Annotated in this window: 10 protein-coding genes; 2 read left to right on the top strand and 8 right to left on the bottom strand. The window is 73.2% G+C overall.

Annotation, left to right across the window (positions count from 1 at the left end):
* Nucleotides 1-72: 72 nt before the first annotated feature.
* Nucleotides 73-1,656 carry a bifunctional phosphoribosylaminoimidazolecarboxamide formyltransferase/IMP cyclohydrolase gene (purH, locus tag ASD48_RS19920; RefSeq protein ID WP_057602954.1) on the bottom strand — a complete coding sequence of 528 codons (1,584 nt, stop codon included), beginning with the start codon at nt 1,654-1,656 and terminating at the stop codon, nt 73-75.
* Nucleotides 1,653-2,282, bottom strand: coding sequence for a phosphoribosylglycinamide formyltransferase (gene purN, locus ASD48_RS19915; RefSeq protein ID WP_054242420.1), 630 nt, complete (start codon nt 2,280-2,282; stop codon nt 1,653-1,655). The genes purH and purN overlap by 4 nt, the downstream gene beginning before the upstream one ends.
* A 309-nt stretch (nt 2,283-2,591) precedes the next feature.
* Here purN and ASD48_RS19910 point away from each other — a divergent pair, with 309 nt between their 5' ends.
* A complete protein-coding gene (locus ASD48_RS19910) occupies nt 2,592-3,350 on the top strand; it encodes a hypothetical protein (RefSeq protein ID WP_057602953.1) in 759 nt (252 codons plus the stop codon).
* A gap of 161 nt (nt 3,351-3,511) precedes the next feature.
* Here ASD48_RS19910 and ASD48_RS19905 read toward each other — a convergent pair whose 3' ends face one another.
* Entirely contained in the window at nt 3,512-5,413 is a 1,902-nt protein-coding gene (locus ASD48_RS19905; RefSeq protein WP_057602952.1) for a DUF6350 family protein, read from the bottom strand.
* Nucleotides 5,414-5,509: 96 nt separating this feature from the next.
* On the opposite strand from ASD48_RS19905, the gene ASD48_RS19900 reads away from it, so the two are divergent.
* Nucleotides 5,510-6,610 (top strand): helix-turn-helix domain-containing protein, encoded by a 1,101-nt coding sequence (locus ASD48_RS19900; RefSeq protein ID WP_057602951.1) that lies wholly within the window; start codon nt 5,510-5,512, stop codon nt 6,608-6,610.
* A 101-nt stretch (nt 6,611-6,711) separates the two neighbouring features.
* On the opposite strand, the gene sucD is transcribed toward ASD48_RS19900, so the two are convergent.
* From sucD to ASD48_RS19875, 5 genes are all read right to left on the bottom strand, one after another.
* A complete protein-coding gene (gene sucD, locus ASD48_RS19895; protein WP_057602950.1) occupies nt 6,712-7,599 on the bottom strand; it encodes a succinate--CoA ligase subunit alpha in 888 nt (295 codons plus the stop codon).
* Nucleotides 7,600-7,620: 21 nt separating this feature from the next.
* Nucleotides 7,621-8,799, bottom strand: coding sequence for an ADP-forming succinate--CoA ligase subunit beta (gene sucC / locus ASD48_RS19890; RefSeq protein ID WP_057602949.1), 1,179 nt, complete (start codon nt 8,797-8,799; stop codon nt 7,621-7,623).
* A gap of 656 nt (nt 8,800-9,455) precedes the next feature.
* Nucleotides 9,456-10,439, bottom strand: a complete 984-nt coding sequence (locus ASD48_RS19885) for a hypothetical protein (RefSeq protein WP_199875875.1) — start codon at nt 10,437-10,439, stop codon at nt 9,456-9,458.
* 297 nt (nt 10,440-10,736) lie between these two features.
* The gene (locus tag ASD48_RS19880) at nt 10,737-11,909 is read right to left on the bottom strand and encodes a VWA domain-containing protein (protein WP_057602947.1); all 1,173 of its coding nucleotides are present in this window, start codon (nt 11,907-11,909) and stop codon (nt 10,737-10,739) included.
* On the bottom strand, nt 11,906-14,731 hold the full coding sequence (locus tag ASD48_RS19875; protein WP_057602946.1) for a DUF5682 family protein: 2,826 nt from the start codon (nt 14,729-14,731) through the stop codon (nt 11,906-11,908). The genes ASD48_RS19880 and ASD48_RS19875 overlap by 4 nt, the downstream gene beginning before the upstream one ends.
* Nucleotides 14,732-14,759 lie beyond the last annotated feature (28 nt).

Raw genomic sequence — 14,759 nt, 5'->3', positions numbered from 1 at the left:
ACGCACGTCGGCCCCGGTCCCCCTCCTGGTTGCGGGAGAGGCGACCGGGGCCGCGGCGTTGATCGGGGAAGATCAGTGGAAGAAGTGGCGCGTCCCCGTGAAGTACATCGTCACGCCCGCCTTCTTCGCGGCCTCGACGACCAGCTCGTCACGGACCGAACCGCCGGGCTGCACCACGGCCTTGACACCCGCCTCGACCAGGACCTCCAGCCCGTCGGGGAAGGGGAAGAACGCGTCGGAGGCGGCGTACGAGCCACGCGCCCGCTCCTCACCCGCCCGCTCGACGGCCAGCTTGGCCGAGTCGACCCGGTTGACCTGCCCCATGCCGACACCGACCGAGGCGCCGTCCTTGGCGAGCAGGATGGCGTTGGACTTGACGGCCCGGCAGGCCCGCCAGGCGAACGCCAGGTCGGCCAGCTCGGACGCGCCGAGCGCCTCGCCGGTCGCCAGGGTCCAGTTCGCCGGGTCGTCGCCGTCGGCCTGGAGCCGGTCGGTGACCTGGAGCAGCGCGCCGCCGCCGACGGGCTTGAGCTCGACGGCGCCCGCGGGGCCCTGCGGCGCCCTGAGCACCCGGATGTTCTTCTTCTTGGTGAGGGCCTCGAGCGCCCCCTCCTCGTAGCCGGGCGCGACGATGACCTCGGTGAAGATCTCCGCGACCTGCTCCGCCAGCTCCTTGCTGACCGGCCGGTTGACGGCGATGACGCCGCCGAAGGCCGACAGCGGGTCACAGGCGTGCGCCTTGCGGTGCGCCTCGGCCACGTCCGCGCCGACGGCGATCCCGCACGGGTTGGCGTGCTTGATGATCGCGACGGCCGGCTCGGCGTGGTCGTACGCGGCACGGTGCGCGGCGTCCGTGTCCGTGTAGTTGTTGTACGACATCTCCTTGCCGTGCAGCTGCTCGGCCTCGGCGAGACCGCCGCCGCTGCCGTCCACGTAGAGCGCGGCGGGCTGGTGCGGGTTCTCGCCGTAGCGCAGGGTGCTCTTGCGCTCCCAGGTGGCGCCGAGGAAGTCGGGGAACCGCGACTCGTCCACGGGCGCGTAGGAGGACGCGAACCAGGAGGCGACCGCCACGTCGTAGGCGGCGGTGTGCTGGAAGGCCTCGGCGGCGAGCCGCTTGCGGGCGGCCAGGTCGAAGCCGCCGGACCGCACGGCCGAGAGGACGTCGGCGTACCGCGCCGGACTGGTGACCACGGCCACCGACGGGTGGTTCTTCGCGGCGGCGCGCACCATGGACGGCCCGCCGATGTCGATCTGCTCGACGCACTCGTCCTCGGAGGCGCCCGAGGCGACGGTCTCCCGGAAGGGGTAGAGGTTCACGACGACGAGGTCGAACGGCGCGACGCCCAGCTCGTCCAGCTGCTGCCGGTGGCTGTCGAGGCGCAGGTCGGCGAGGATGCCGGCGTGCACCTTGGGGTGCAGGGTCTTGACCCGGCCGTCCAGGCACTCGGGGAAGCCGGTGAGCTCCTCGACCTTGGTGACGGGGACGCCGGCGGCGGCGATACGGGAGGCGGTGGACCCGGTGGAGACGAGCTCGACGCCGCTCTCGTGCAGCCCGCGCGCGAGCTCTTCCAGACCGGTCTTGTCGTAGACGCTGACGAGCGCGCGACGGATGCCCCGCTTGCTGCTCTCTGCCGTGACAGTGCTGTCGGCGGTCACTGGATAACTACCTTTCGTCCCTCAATGCGATAGCCGTTGCGGGCGAGCCGCCCCACGACCTCGACGAGCAGCCTTCGCTCGACTTCCTTGATGCGCTCGTGCAGAGCGCTCTCGTCGTCCTCGTCCCGGACCTCGACCACGCCCTGGGCGATGATCGGTCCGGTGTCGACGCCGTCGTCGACGAAGTGGACGGTGCAGCCGGTGACCCGGGCGCCGTACGCGAGCGCGTCCCGCACCCCGTGGGCCCCGGGAAAGCTGGGCAGCAGGGCCGGGTGCGTGTTGACGAACCGCCCCCCGAACCGCGCCAGGAATTCCTTCCCCACGATCTTCATGAACCCGGCCGAGACGACGAGGTCCGGCTCGTGGGCGGCCACCGCCTCGGCGAGCGCGGCGTCCCACTCCTGCCGGCTCCCGAAGTCCTTGACCTTGCGCACGAAGGTAGGAATCCCGGCGCGCTCGGCCCGGGCGAGCCCCTCCACGCCCTCCCGGTCGGCTCCGACGGCCACGATCTCCGCGCCGTAGGCGTCGACGCCGGTGGCCGCGATGGCGTCGAGGAGAGCCTGGAGGTTCGTACCGGATCCGGAGACCAGCACGACGAGGCGCTTGGCCACGGGCTTGGCGGCCACGGTGGGGGCCCTTTCTCGGGGAAGCGTTTGCACGGCCGGTTTATACATTCGTACGAATGCTTCGCGCCCCGGGATACGGGGAAGTCTACGAAGCGGCCGACCGTCAGCAACGATACCGGCACACCGGACGGCCCCCACGGGACGGGGGCTTGGCCGGAAGGTAGCGTCTGGGGCGAGCGGGCTCGGGAACGCGGTGGCGACGCGGTGCGTTCTGCAAGTGACGGACCAGCTAGGCAGTACCAGCCCAAAACCGTTCATTATCAGCCAAAGCCGATCACTAGCCGATCACTAGGGGAAGACGCCCACTTGATGCCGGACCGCAGTCTGCGACTCCTCACGCTCCCCCCGCAGTCACGGCAGGGAGGGGAGCGCGGCGCCGTGCTGCTGCGAGAGCGCCCAACCTCTCCCCCCGACGCCCCCTCGGGCGACAACTCGGGCGACAACCCGCCCCCCGAGGACGACAACCCCTTCGCCCCGCCCCCCGAGGGCACCCCGGACCGTCCCTGGCAGCCCCGGCGCCCGGCGGGCGGCGCCCCCGAGGGCGGGCGCACCCCCTGGGGCGGCCAGTGGAGCGACCAGCAGCCCGGCCGCTCCCCCGGCGGCTTCGGCGAGCGTCCCGGCGGCACCCCCGAGGGCGGCGGCCCGGGCCCCGACCCCGCCAAGCGCTGGGACCCGACCGACCCCGCCCAGCGCCACGCGCGCTACGCCCTGCTCTGCGGGATGTGGGCCTTCTTCTTCGCGCTCTTCGGCTGGCCGTACGTGGCCCTGCTGCTCGGCGCGCTGGCCCTGAACTGGGGAATCAGCGCCCTGCGCGCCAAGCCCCGCACCCCCGACCCGGACGCCCCGCCCACCCCGGAGCCCGCCGGCCGCCCCCAGCGGACCGCCGCCGTCAGCGGCCTGGTCACCGCGTCCCTGGCCCTGGCCCTGGTCGCCGCGAGCTTCACCGCGCAGCTGGTCTACAGCGACTACTACACCTGCACGAAGGACGCCCTCACCAACGAGGCCAAACAGTCCTGCGACGACCTGCTCCCCAAGGAACTGCGGAACATCCTGGGCGCCAACGCCTGACGTCCGGCCCGGCCCAACACACCGTCAGCCCGTCCGGCGCCTGAGGGCGAGGCCCTTTCGGGGCCGAAGCGGGGGCCCGGGGGCGGCGCCCCCGGGGACGGGGACGGCAGCCCCCGGGGACGGGGAGGGAAGGGGCGGCGGGGGCGAAACCCTCCGGACGGTCACCGCCCCGCCCCACCCCTCTCACTCCCCTCACTCCCCTCCGAACCGTCGGCCCCCTCGTCCTCCCCCGCCTCCCGCAAGGCCGCCCACCGGGCCTCCCGACCCACATCCCCATGCCACACCGGCTCCGCGTAACCGCCGGGTGCCCTGGGGTCCATGGGCTCGATGAGGTCCCGGGGCCGCATGGAGCCCCAGGGGTGCAGGGCCTCCCGGGGGTCCATCGCGTCCAGAGGACCGATGGGATCAACCGGCTCGACAGGCGCGGGCGCCACCTCGGGTACGGGCGGCACGGACGGCGCAGTCGGCGTGACCTGCCCAGCCGACGTGACCTGCCCGGTCGGCGTGACGTGCCCCGTCGGCATGGGCGGCACAAGCGGCATGACCGGCACGGCCTGCACGGACACGGTGGTTTCGGCCGTTTCGGCGGTGTCGCCGTACGCCGTCGCACCGCCGTGCTCCACCGGCGAGAAGTCATACACCTCGGCGCCCGCCACCAACGCGGCGGCCGCGGACCCAGCGGACCCCGCAGACCCCGCAGACCCCGCAGACCGCGCAGACCCCGCAGACCCCGCAGACCGCGAAGAACACTTCTTCCCCGCCCTCGCCGCCACCCAGCGCCGCCACCCCCGCACCACCAGAGCCACCGGCACCCCCATCCCCACGGTCCACAACGCCACCGCACCCCCCACCTGCCACCACACCGGCCCGAACCGGACCAACGCGGAAACACCCAACGGCCCGCCGGCCAACCCCGCCAGCGCCCCCATCAGCACCCCGCACAGCACCCCCGCCAGCACCACGCCCCCCGCGGTACGCCCGCGCGACCAGCCGCCCCCGACCCCCGCCCCCCGAGCCACGAACACCCCGACCGTCACTCCGGCGACCACCGGCACGACGCCCACCGCCCAGTTCCACGGCGTCCCGCCACCCGCCTCCGGCACCGCCGCCAGCAGCGGGAACTGCGGCAGCAAGGGCGCCGGGTCGGAGGACAACGGCGCGACCACATGTCCGGCGCCGAGGGCGTACCCCGGCCCGAGGGCGTACGCCGCCCCCCACACCGCCGCGTTCGGCACCAGCGCGACGCACAGCAACAGCACCGCGAACCGCCCCGACCAGCCCTCCGTCAGCTGGAGGAACGCCGCACGGGCCGCGCCCAGGTGCCACACCGACGACACCGCCACCAGCGCCGCCCCGCCCCCGAAGAGCACCGCGGCCCCGGCCCCCGCCGCCCGTCCGGCGACCCCGAGCCGCTCCCGCCCGTCCGGCTCGAGCAGCAGTCGGCGCACCCCGCGGGGCAGCACGAGCAGCGCGCTGTCGACGGGCCCGCGCGGACAGCCGTAGGCCGACCACACCCCCGCCCCGGCGGCCAGCGCCGCGACCGCCGGGACGCACACCGCCGTCCACACCCACGAGGGCCGCAGCGCGCCACCGGTGGCGGCGTAGCAGGCGGCGCCCGCCCCGACGGCGAGGTAGCCGAGGACGACACCCGCCCACGCCGTACGGGCATTCACGAACACCGCGCCGTCGTCACCGCCGCCTCCGTCCACCGCGTCCCGCGCGGCGCGCCGCACCAACCACACGGGCAACACGAGCAGCAGCAGCGGGGTGACGCCGACCGGGGCCGGGACCCCGGACAGCGTGTCGACGCGGACCAGTTCCGCGCCATGGGCCAGCAGCCACAGCGCGGCGGCGACATGCAGCGCGCCGTCCGGCCCGCTGTCGGGATACGGCGAGCTGATCCACAGCACCATCACGAGCACGGCGAACGAACCGAGCCCGAGCCCGGCCGCGAGCGCACCGCCCAGGAGGCCGGCGGCCAGCCCGGAAGATCGGTCACGCATCCGGCCGAGCAGGGGCGACAACGACAGTCGGCGAGCGGTCATCTGGGTCACGCCCGTCATGCTCCCAACGACACGCGCTTTCCCGTCGTAACAGGCGAAGTACCGTTGTGTCGCTCAATATATGTTTATGTACATTTTCGTGCGAAGGGTTCCCCTGTGACGCAGAGCCCTGCCCCACTCCCCCCGCCCGAGCTGCGCCGACACCTGCGCGAGGCGGCCTCGCTGACACCCGATCAGGTAGCCGAGCGGGTGGGCGTCGCCCGGGAGACGGTGCGCGCGTGGGAGTCCGGACGCACGACACCGCGCGGCCGCAGGCGGGAGGCGTACGCGAAACTGCTGGCATCGCTGACCGAGGCGGACATGGTGACGAACACCCAGCAGGCAGCGGCGCCTGGGCCGCTTGGGGCTCTCGGAGCCCCTGAAGCCTCTGGAGCCCCCGGGGGCCGGCCCGCCGGGACCGTCCTGACGCCCGCTCAGGCCTTCGACGCCCTCTACGCCTTCTGCGCCCCCGCCCTCGTACGGCAGGCATACCTGCTGTCCGGCCGCCGCGAACTCGCGCGCGAATCGGTCGAACGCGCCTTCCAACTGGCCTGGCAGCGCTGGCCCGAGGTGGCAGTGGACCGGGACCCGGCGGGCTGGGTGCGGGCGACGGCGTACGAGTACGCGCTCTCGCCCTGGCACCGGTTCCGCCCCCGTTACCGGCACCCGGAGCCGCCCCCGTCGGACGCCGCCGACCGCGCGCTGCTGGACGTCCTGCTGACCCTCCCCGCGCCCTACCGCCGCACGCTCCTCCTCTACGACGGTGTCGGCCTCGACCTCCCGGAGACGGCGGCGGAGACGGAGGCGAGCACCCCCGCGGCGGCGAACCGGCTGCTGCACGCCCGGGAGGCGGTGGCCGCGCGGCTGCCCGAGCTGGCGAGCCCCTCGGCACTGCACCGGCGGCTGGCGGAGGTGGCGTCCGCCGAACGGCTGCGTGCGACCAAGCCGACCGCCGTGCGGGCGGGCAGCGAACAGCGGGCCCGCTTCTGGACCAGGGCGGCGATCGCGTTCACGGTCGCGATCATCGGCGCGACCGCACTGACCGTCCGTACGGCCCCCACCCGCTACGAGCCCGCGGTGCCCCCCGGGGAGACGGTGCAGGGCGTCCCCCCGCGATCCGCCCCCGGAACGCTCTCGGACGCGGAACTGAACCTGCGCGCCAAGCTGAGGTCCGGGATCCGGCACGGCCCGCAACGGCTGCTCCCGCTGGCCGAATGAACCCGGCCCGGCCCGGCCCGACCCGGCTCCCGTGAGCCGGAAAGGCCGGTGGGCCCGCTCCCCACGAGGGGGAGCGGGCCCACCGGTACCCGGCCTGGAACTCAGCCGGCCGCGAGGATCTCGCGGGCCAGCTTCGCCGTCTCGGTCGGCGTCTTGCCGACCTTGACGCCGGCGGCCTCGAGGGCCTCCTGCTTCGCCTGGGCGGTGCCGGAGGAACCGGAGACGATGGCGCCGGCGTGGCCCATGGTCTTGCCCTCGGGCGCGGTGAAGCCCGCGACGTAGCCGACGACCGGCTTCTTCACGTTGTCCTTGATGAAGGCCGCGGCCCGCTCCTCGGCGTCGCCGCCGATCTCACCGATCATGACGATCAGGTCGGTGTCGGGGTCGGCCTCGAACGCGGCGAGCGCGTCGATGTGCGTCGTACCGATGATCGGGTCGCCACCGATGCCGACGGCGGACGAGAAGCCGATGTCACGCAGCTCGTACATCATCTGGTACGTCAGCGTGCCGGACTTCGAGACCAGACCGATGCGGCCCGGCTTCGTGATGTCGCCCGGGATGATGCCGGCGTTCGACTGACCCGGGGTGATGAGACCGGGGCAGTTCGGGCCGATGATCCGGGTCTTGTTGCCCTGCGACACGGCGTACGCGTAGAACGCGGCCGAGTCGTGGACGGCGATGCCCTCGGTGATGACGACGGCCAGCGGAATCTCCGCGTCGATCGCCTCGACGACGGCGGCCTTCGCGAAGGCCGGCGGCACGAAGAGGACGGACACGTTGGCGCCCGTCTTCTCCATCGCCTCGGCGACCGTGCCGAAGACCGGGATCTCGGTACCGTCGATGTCGACGGACGTGCCCGCCTTACGGGGGTTCACGCCACCGACGATGTTGGTGCCGTCCGCCAGCATGAGCTTGGTGTGCTTCATGCCCGTGGCACCGGTCATGCCCTGGACGATGACCTTGCTGTCCTTGTTCAGGAAGATAGCCATGGCTGTTCTGTCCCTCTTCCCTTACTTCGCAGCCGCGAGCTCGGCGGCCTTGTCGGCCGCGCCGTCCATGGTGTCCACGCGCTGGACCAGCGGGTGGTTGGCGTCGGAGAGGATCTTGCGACCCAGCTCGGCGTTGTTGCCGTCGAGACGCACGACCAGCGGCTTGGTGACTTCCTCACCCTTGTCCGCGAGCAGCTGAAGCGCCTGGACGATGCCGTTGGCGACCTCGTCACAGGCGGTGATGCCACCGAAGACGTTGACGAAGACGGACTTGACGTCCGGGTCGCCGAGGATGATCTCCAGGCCGTTCGCCATGACGGCGGCGGAGGCGCCACCACCGATGTCGAGGAAGTTGGCGGGCTTGACCCCACCGTGCGCCTCACCGGCGTACGCGACGACGTCCAGGGTGCTCATGACGAGACCCGCGCCGTTGCCGATGATGCCGACCTCGCCGTCGAGCTTGACGTAGTTGAGGTTCTTCGCCTTGGCGGCGGCCTCGAGCGGGTTGGCCGACGCGTGGTCGACGAACTCCTCGTGTCCCGGCTGACGGAACTCGGCGTTCTCGTCCAGCGAGACCTTGCCGTCGAGGGCGATGACGTCGCCGGAGGCGACCTTCGCCAGCGGGTTGACCTCGACGAGGAGGGCGTCCTCCTCGATGAAGGTCTTCCACAGCGTCACGAGGACGTTGGCCACCTTGTCGGCGACCTCGGCCGGGAAGTTCGCGGCCTCGACGATCTCACGGGCCTTCTCGGGGGTCACACCCTCGTTGGCGTCGATCGGCGTCTTGGCGACGGCCTCGGGGCGGGTCTCCGCCACCTCCTCGATCTCCATGCCGCCCTCGACGGACGCGATGGAGAGGAAGGTGCGGTTGGCACGGTCGAGGAGGAAGGAGACGTAGTACTCCTCCAGGATCTCCGGGGCCGTCTCGGCGATCATCACCTTGTGGACCGTGTGGCCCTTGATGTCCATGCCGAGGATGTCCGTCGCACGGGCGACGGCCTCGTCGGGGGTGGCGGCGAGCTTCACGCCGCCGGCCTTGCCACGCCCGCCGACCTTCACCTGGGCCTTGACGACGGACTTGCCACCGAGACGCTCGGTGGCTGCGCGGGCCGCCTCAGGCGTGTCGATGACTTCACCGGCCAGCACCGGTACATCGTGCTTGGCGAAGAGGTCCCTCGCCTGGTACTCGAACAGGTCCACGCGCTTCCGTCCCTATCAGTGATCTCGCGGTTCGTTGTCTGCGTGGGCGTGCCGCGAGGGCAACGTGACGTCCGCCGTCTGTCAGTCACAAGGGAGGCGCACACGGTGTCCGAGCGCGCGGCATGTCCGTCTCGCAGGTTATCGCTGCTTGCAGGAGGCCCCTAAATCGAGGGTCACACCTGAGCGGTGATACCTGTCACATGATGCCGGGATCACTGGCACCCGGTGCCGGGTGTGAGGAGATCCGGCGGAGACGGGAAGGGCCTCACCGGGTTGGGGTTGACCCGGTGAGGCCCCCTGAACAGCCCCTTAGGGGCTCAGGTCGGTCGATCCTCACCCCAATGAGGAACACTCGACCCTTTCCGTGAGGTTTCGGTCGGACGAACCGGTGGCTTTCGGCCGTCCGGGGGCCTGCCGCCCCACGGAGTCAACCGGTCAGACGCGTGACGCGCTGCCGTAGAACGTGGTTCGCGCGATCTGCGCAAAGCCCCGAACACCGGAAGACCCGGTGGCCTCAGGAGCCTCAGGGACCTCATGGATCTCGAGGTCCCCATGGGCCTCGGGGGCCTCAAGGGCCTCAGCGCCCTCGGGGACCGCAGGGACCTCATGGACCTCGGGGGTCCCTCGATGTTCGGGGAAGGAGGGGTGGCTTGTCCCTAGCCGGGGAAGACCGGGATGTTCCGGTGCGTGTCCCGGATGCCGGCCGCCTCGGAGCGCGCGGCACTGCCGGGCGGCAGTCGCAGCGGGATCCGGTGACGCGTTGTGACGGCATGGGTGTCGCCGTGCCGTGAGGCACTGCCGTCGAGCACCGACGCCCCGCCGGCCAGCACGCCGTCACGGTCACCGGCGGGCCCGCGGCGCACCGGCCCGGGAGCGTGGGCAGGAGTGTGAACGGGAGCGTGACCGGTGCGGGCGGACGCGCCGCGGTGACCGGCGTCGACCGAACCGCCGACTCCGGTGCTCACCGGGCCGTACGACGCCGTCTCCGCATCGGCCGCCGCGTCCGCCGCCGACCCGGTCGCGGTCACCGGCACCGCGCCGGCGGCCTTCCGGTCGCCGGGCCCGAGCCCCGGCCCGGGCCCGTTCCCGTCGGGCGACGAGGCCGCCCCGGAACCCTGCGCGGGCACCTCCCCGGCCGGCACCGGAAGCGTCCACACCGGAACCGACGGAAGAACCGGCAGGACCGGAAGACCGGGGAGACCGGGGTAATCGGCGAGATCGGGGAGCACGGGAAGTGCCGAAAAGTCGGAGAGGGCGGGCAGCGCGGGCAGGGCCGACAGATCGGGGAGGGCCGGGGAGCCCGGAAGCCTCGTGAGGTCGGTCAGGCCGGAGACGTCAGGGGGAAGCTCGGGAAGGGCCGGCGCGATCGGCAGCCTCGGCGGCGACGCGGCGCGCGGCGGCGACGCCTGCGCCGAGAGCCGTTCACGCTGCTCACCCGCGGCCGCCACCACGACTTCGCCGACCGCCGGAACCGAACGCACACTTTCGACCGGGTCGGTTTCCTCGACCGGGTCGGTCACCCCGACCGTCGCGGACACCGCCGACGGCAGGACCGGAGCCGACAGAGCCGGTGTGGACACGGCCGTTGCGGACACGGCCGTTGCGGAAACGGCCAGTTCGGAGACAGCAGGCGCGGACACGGCAGCCACGGAATCAGCCCGTACGGAAACAGCAGGCGTAGACACGGCAGTTACGGAAACAGCCGGTGCGGACGCGGCCTCCGCCGCGTGTGCCTGTTCCCCGCAGAGAAACCCGAGCGCGAACAACCCGCCCACCAGGAGAGCCAGTTGCACCACGCGCCGCCCGGCCGCGCCGCGCAGGACGCGCAGGATCCGCAGAGCGGCACCAGGCAGGGCGGTGAGCCAGGTCAAGGGGGGAGGTTCCTCCCGTGCGGCGACTACGTGGCCCCGATCCTTGCATGTGCGTCCCGCGTCGCGTCAGGCGGTGTCCGGCACGGGCAGCGGGCGCTTCTCGATCGCCGCCGCCATGACGTCCGGGAACAGATCGGGCGTGCAGGCGAACGCCGGTGCGCCCAGCGCCGCGAGGGCCGCAGCGTGCTCCCGGTCGTAGGCGGGCGTCCCTTCGTCCGACAGCGCGAGCAGCGCGACGAACTGCACGCCGGACGCCTTCATCGCCGCGACCCGCTTGAGCATCTCGTCCCGTATGCCGCCCTCGTACAGGTCGCTGATGAGCACCACCACCGTCTCGGCCGGCCGGGTGATCTGCGTCTGGCAGTACGCGAGCGCCCGGTTGATGTCCGTTCCGCCGCCGAGCCGGGTGCCGAACAGGACGTCCACCGGGTCGTCGAGGAGGTCGGTGAGATCGGCGACCGCGGTGTCGAAGACGACGAGCCGGGTGCTGATCGACCGCATCAACGCCAGTACCGCCCCGAAGACCGACGCGTACACGACCGACGACGCCATCGAACCCGACTGGTCGATGCAGAGGATCACCTCCTTCTTCACGGACCGCGACGCCCGCCCGTACCCGACGAGCCGCTCCGGCACGACCGTGCCGTACTCGGGCAGGTAGTGCTTGAGGTTGACGGCGATCGTGCGGTTCCAGTCGATGTCGTGATGGCGCGGACGCTGCACGCGGGTGCCGCGGTCGAGGGCGCCGGTGAGCGCGGCCCGGGTGCGGGTGGCGAGCCGCTTCTCCAGGTCCTCGACGACCTTGCGGACCACGGCCCGCGCCGTCTCCTTCGTCGTCTCCGGCATCGCCTTGTTCAGCGAGAGCAGCGTGCCCACGAGGTGCACGTCGGCCTCCACCGCCTCCAGCATCTCCGGTTCCAGCAGCAGCGCGGACAGCCCCAGCCGGTCGATGGCGTCGCGCTGCATGACCTGTACGACGGAGGAGGGGAAGTACGTGCGGATGTCCCCGAGCCAGCGGGCCACCGACGGTGCCGAGGCCCCGAGCCCCGCCGTGCGGTCCCGCCCGGACCGCGCCCCGCTCTCCTTTCCGTAGAGCGCGGTGAGCGCCCCGTCCATCTCGGCGTCCCGCCCGGAGAGCCCGTGGCCGGTGCCGTCGGCGGCGTCGCCCCCGAGCACCAGCCGCCAGCGCCGCAGCCGCTCCTGTGCGGCCTCGGTCGTCGCCGCGTCGGTCGTCGTCATGTGCCCACCTCCGCAAGCTCGTCGTCGTCGGCCGGGCCGGAATCGGGTACCTGGGCCGGTGCCGGCAAAGGTCCCGGCCCAGGTCCCGGCCAGGGTTCCAGCCCCAGCAGCAGCCGCACCACCGGCAGGACGGCGTCCGCGCGTCCCTCGTCGAGCCCGGCCGCGAACCCGGCCGGTGTCCCGGAGCCCCTGCCCGGTCCGCTGTCCCGCTGCCCCGGGCCGCGCCGGACCAGCTCGCCGAGCGTTCTGCGCACCCCCGGTTCGTAAGCCGAGAACGTGCGCCTCAGCAACGGCAGTACGTCCGTGAACGCGTCCGCCGCCACCGCCGTGAGCCATCCGTCGACCAGCCCGAGCAGCCGTTCGTCGTGGACGAGGAGCAGTCCGCTCCCGGAGCCGCCTCCGACGAAGCCCTCGATCCAGGCGGCCGCGTCCGCCGGTGGTGTCCCCGGTGACAGGGCGAGCCCCATGAGCCGTGCGGCCTCGTCCTGGTCCAACTCCCCCTCGTCCAGAAGCAGCCGCACGGCCCGCCCCCGGATCACCCCGGGCACGGTGTCCCGCCCGGAGAGCACCCGCAGCACCCCCCGCCAACGCTCCCGCAGACCGCCGCGAGCCGCGCGGAACTCACCGCCGAGATCCAGGCGTTCCTCCTTGGAGGCACCCGGCCGCGCCTCGCCCCCGTCCGCCTCCACAGCCCCGGGCACACCGCCGCGAGCCGGGCGACGTCCACCGTCGAGGCCCCGGTCGCCCGCGACGGAGGCATTCGGCCGCCCCCCGGCCCCGTCCGCCTCCAAAGCCCCGGAGCGATCCCCCGCTCCCCCGGCCGGTGTGCAGGCCGGTGTGCCAGTCGGCGTGCAGGCCTGTGCGTCGGCCCGTCCCGGGGGTGTCGCCTTCTCTTCCAGCAGCCCCACCGCTCCGTGCACCGCGTCCACATGGCGGCGCATCTCGTCCGCCGCGTCGGCGTCCAGCGAGGTGCAGGCCTGGGGGAGGCCGACGAAGACCCGTTCGGCGAGTCCGGCGGCCACCTCCGCCAGCGCTCGGGTGTCGGTGCCGCGTACATCGCCGTAGCGGAGCGAGCGCACCAGCGCGGGCAGGGCCTGGGCGAGATGGCCGACGTCCGTGTCGAGTGCCGCCCGGTCGGCGAGGACGCGCATCACCGTCGGAAGCGCGTCCGGCAACCCGGCCAGGAGGCAGCGCTCGGCGAGCCCGGTCACCTCGGAGAGGCCCCGCGCCGCGACGGCGTCCGCTTCCGCCTTGGCGGTGGCCGCGGCGAGCACGGTCGTCCCCCACACCCCGGCCTCGGCGGTCCGCACCGACAGCTCCGGCTCCCACCGCAACCGCCATGCCTCCCGGTAGGTTCCCGTGCTGCCGGGCGAGGCGGCCGGATCGCCCCACTCGATACGCAGCAGCCGCAGCCGGTGCAGGAGCCGGCTGCGCTCGGCGTCGTTGCCCTTGCGCAGATCGAGCGCCAACTCGCGTGCGGCCGCCTCCGGTTTGAGCCGCAGCCGACGCTGCAGCCGGTCGAGGTCACGCTGCAACGGCACGGCGGGCGCCCCCGTCGGCACCTCACCCAGGACGTCCCCGACCACCAGCCGGTCGCGCACCAGCGCCAACGGAACGTCGGAGCCCTCGCACAGCACCGCGCGCACGGCGTCGGACGTCTCGCTCAGACCGGGCAGCGGCCGGCCGCGCAGCGCGGCGAGCGTCTCGGCCAGCCGGACCGCCTCGATGACGTGCGCCGAGGACACCATCCGGTCCTCCGCACGCAGCAGGACCGCCACCTTCGTCAGCCAGCGCTCGACCGGCCGGTCCGGCGCATCGAACAAATGCGCGTACCAGCCCGGCGAGTCGATACCCGCCCCGTACCCCCCGGCCCGGGCCAGTCTGCGGTGGGTCCACGGCACCCAGGTCAGATCGGTCCTGACCTTGGGCAGTCCCTTGAGCAGCGCCCGGTCGGCGGCGACGGCGACCTTCCGGCGCAGTGCGGGCACATGCCACGCCCCGCACACCACGGCGACCCCGTCCGCCCCGAACTCCCGCTGTGCCGCCCGCACCTGGATGCGCATGTAGGCCTCCCGCACGAGATCACGGCCGTCGCCGCGCTCCCCTGCTTCGGTTGCGCACGCCTCCCTCAGCGCCCCCATGGCCTCCTCGATCGCGGCGAACGGCGCGAACGGATCCTTCGACCCCGTCGACCGGTGCTCGACGACGTCCTCCCACCACCGCTCGGGATCGTCGTACCCCGCGACCGCGGCGAGCCGCCCCAGCGGATCCCCCCGCACCCCCTCCCAGACACGGGGCGCGTCGTCCCCGCTCACTCCCCCGCCCCGGTCGTCGTCCCCGCTCGCGCCCCCGTCCCCGCCCCGGTTGCCGTTCGCGTCCTCGTCCTCCTTGTGTCGCTCGGGTCGCGGCCTCTTCTCCGGTGCCTCCTGGTGGCCCTCCTTGTCCCAGGCCTCCGCGGCCTCCCAGGCCAGCGTGTGGGAGGCCGGGAGATCGATGAAGCGGGCGGGGACGCCGTGCTCCAGGGCCCAGCGCAGGGCGACCCATTCCGGGGAGAACCCGGCCATCGGCCAGAAGGCCGAACGGCCGGGTTCGTCCACGGCGTGGGCGAGGAGCGCGACCGGCGGCCGCATGTCCTCGTCGGCGGCGAGCGGGATCAGCACGTCGGCCTCGGGCGGCCCCTCGACCAGTACGGTCCGGGGCCGGGCGGCGTCGAGCGCCGCCCGTACCGCCCGCGCCGACCCCGGCCCGTGGTGGCGCACCCCGAGCAGCAGCGGCCGGCCCCCCTCCGGGCCCTGGCCGCCGCCCTCCGCGACCCCCGTCATCCCCTGCCCTCGCACCTGCGGGGCCACC

Origin of the sequence: Streptomyces sp. Root1310 (assembly GCF_001426425.1) — a bacterium.
Taxonomy (GTDB): Bacteria; Actinomycetota; Actinomycetes; order Streptomycetales; family Streptomycetaceae; genus Streptomyces.
This window is presented reverse-complemented; position numbering and strand designations above follow the sequence as displayed.

Excerpts from the sequence above, each read along its gene's own strand:
- ASD48_RS19910 (WP_057602953.1), top strand. The coding sequence starts at position 2,592 with ATGCCGGACCGCAGTCTGCGACTCCTCACGCTCCCCCCGCAGTCACGG.
- ASD48_RS19905 (WP_057602952.1), bottom strand. The coding sequence starts at position 5,413 with ATGACGGGCGTGACCCAGATGACCGCTCGCCGACTGTCGTTGTCGCCC.
- sucD (WP_057602950.1), bottom strand. The coding sequence starts at position 7,599 with ATGGCTATCTTCCTGAACAAGGACAGCAAGGTCATCGTCCAGGGCATG.
- ASD48_RS19880 (WP_057602947.1), bottom strand. The coding sequence starts at position 11,909 with ATGACGACGACCGACGCGGCGACGACCGAGGCCGCACAGGAGCGGCTG.
- ASD48_RS19875 (WP_057602946.1), bottom strand. The coding sequence starts at position 14,731 with ATGACGGGGGTCGCGGAGGGCGGCGGCCAGGGCCCGGAGGGGGGCCGG.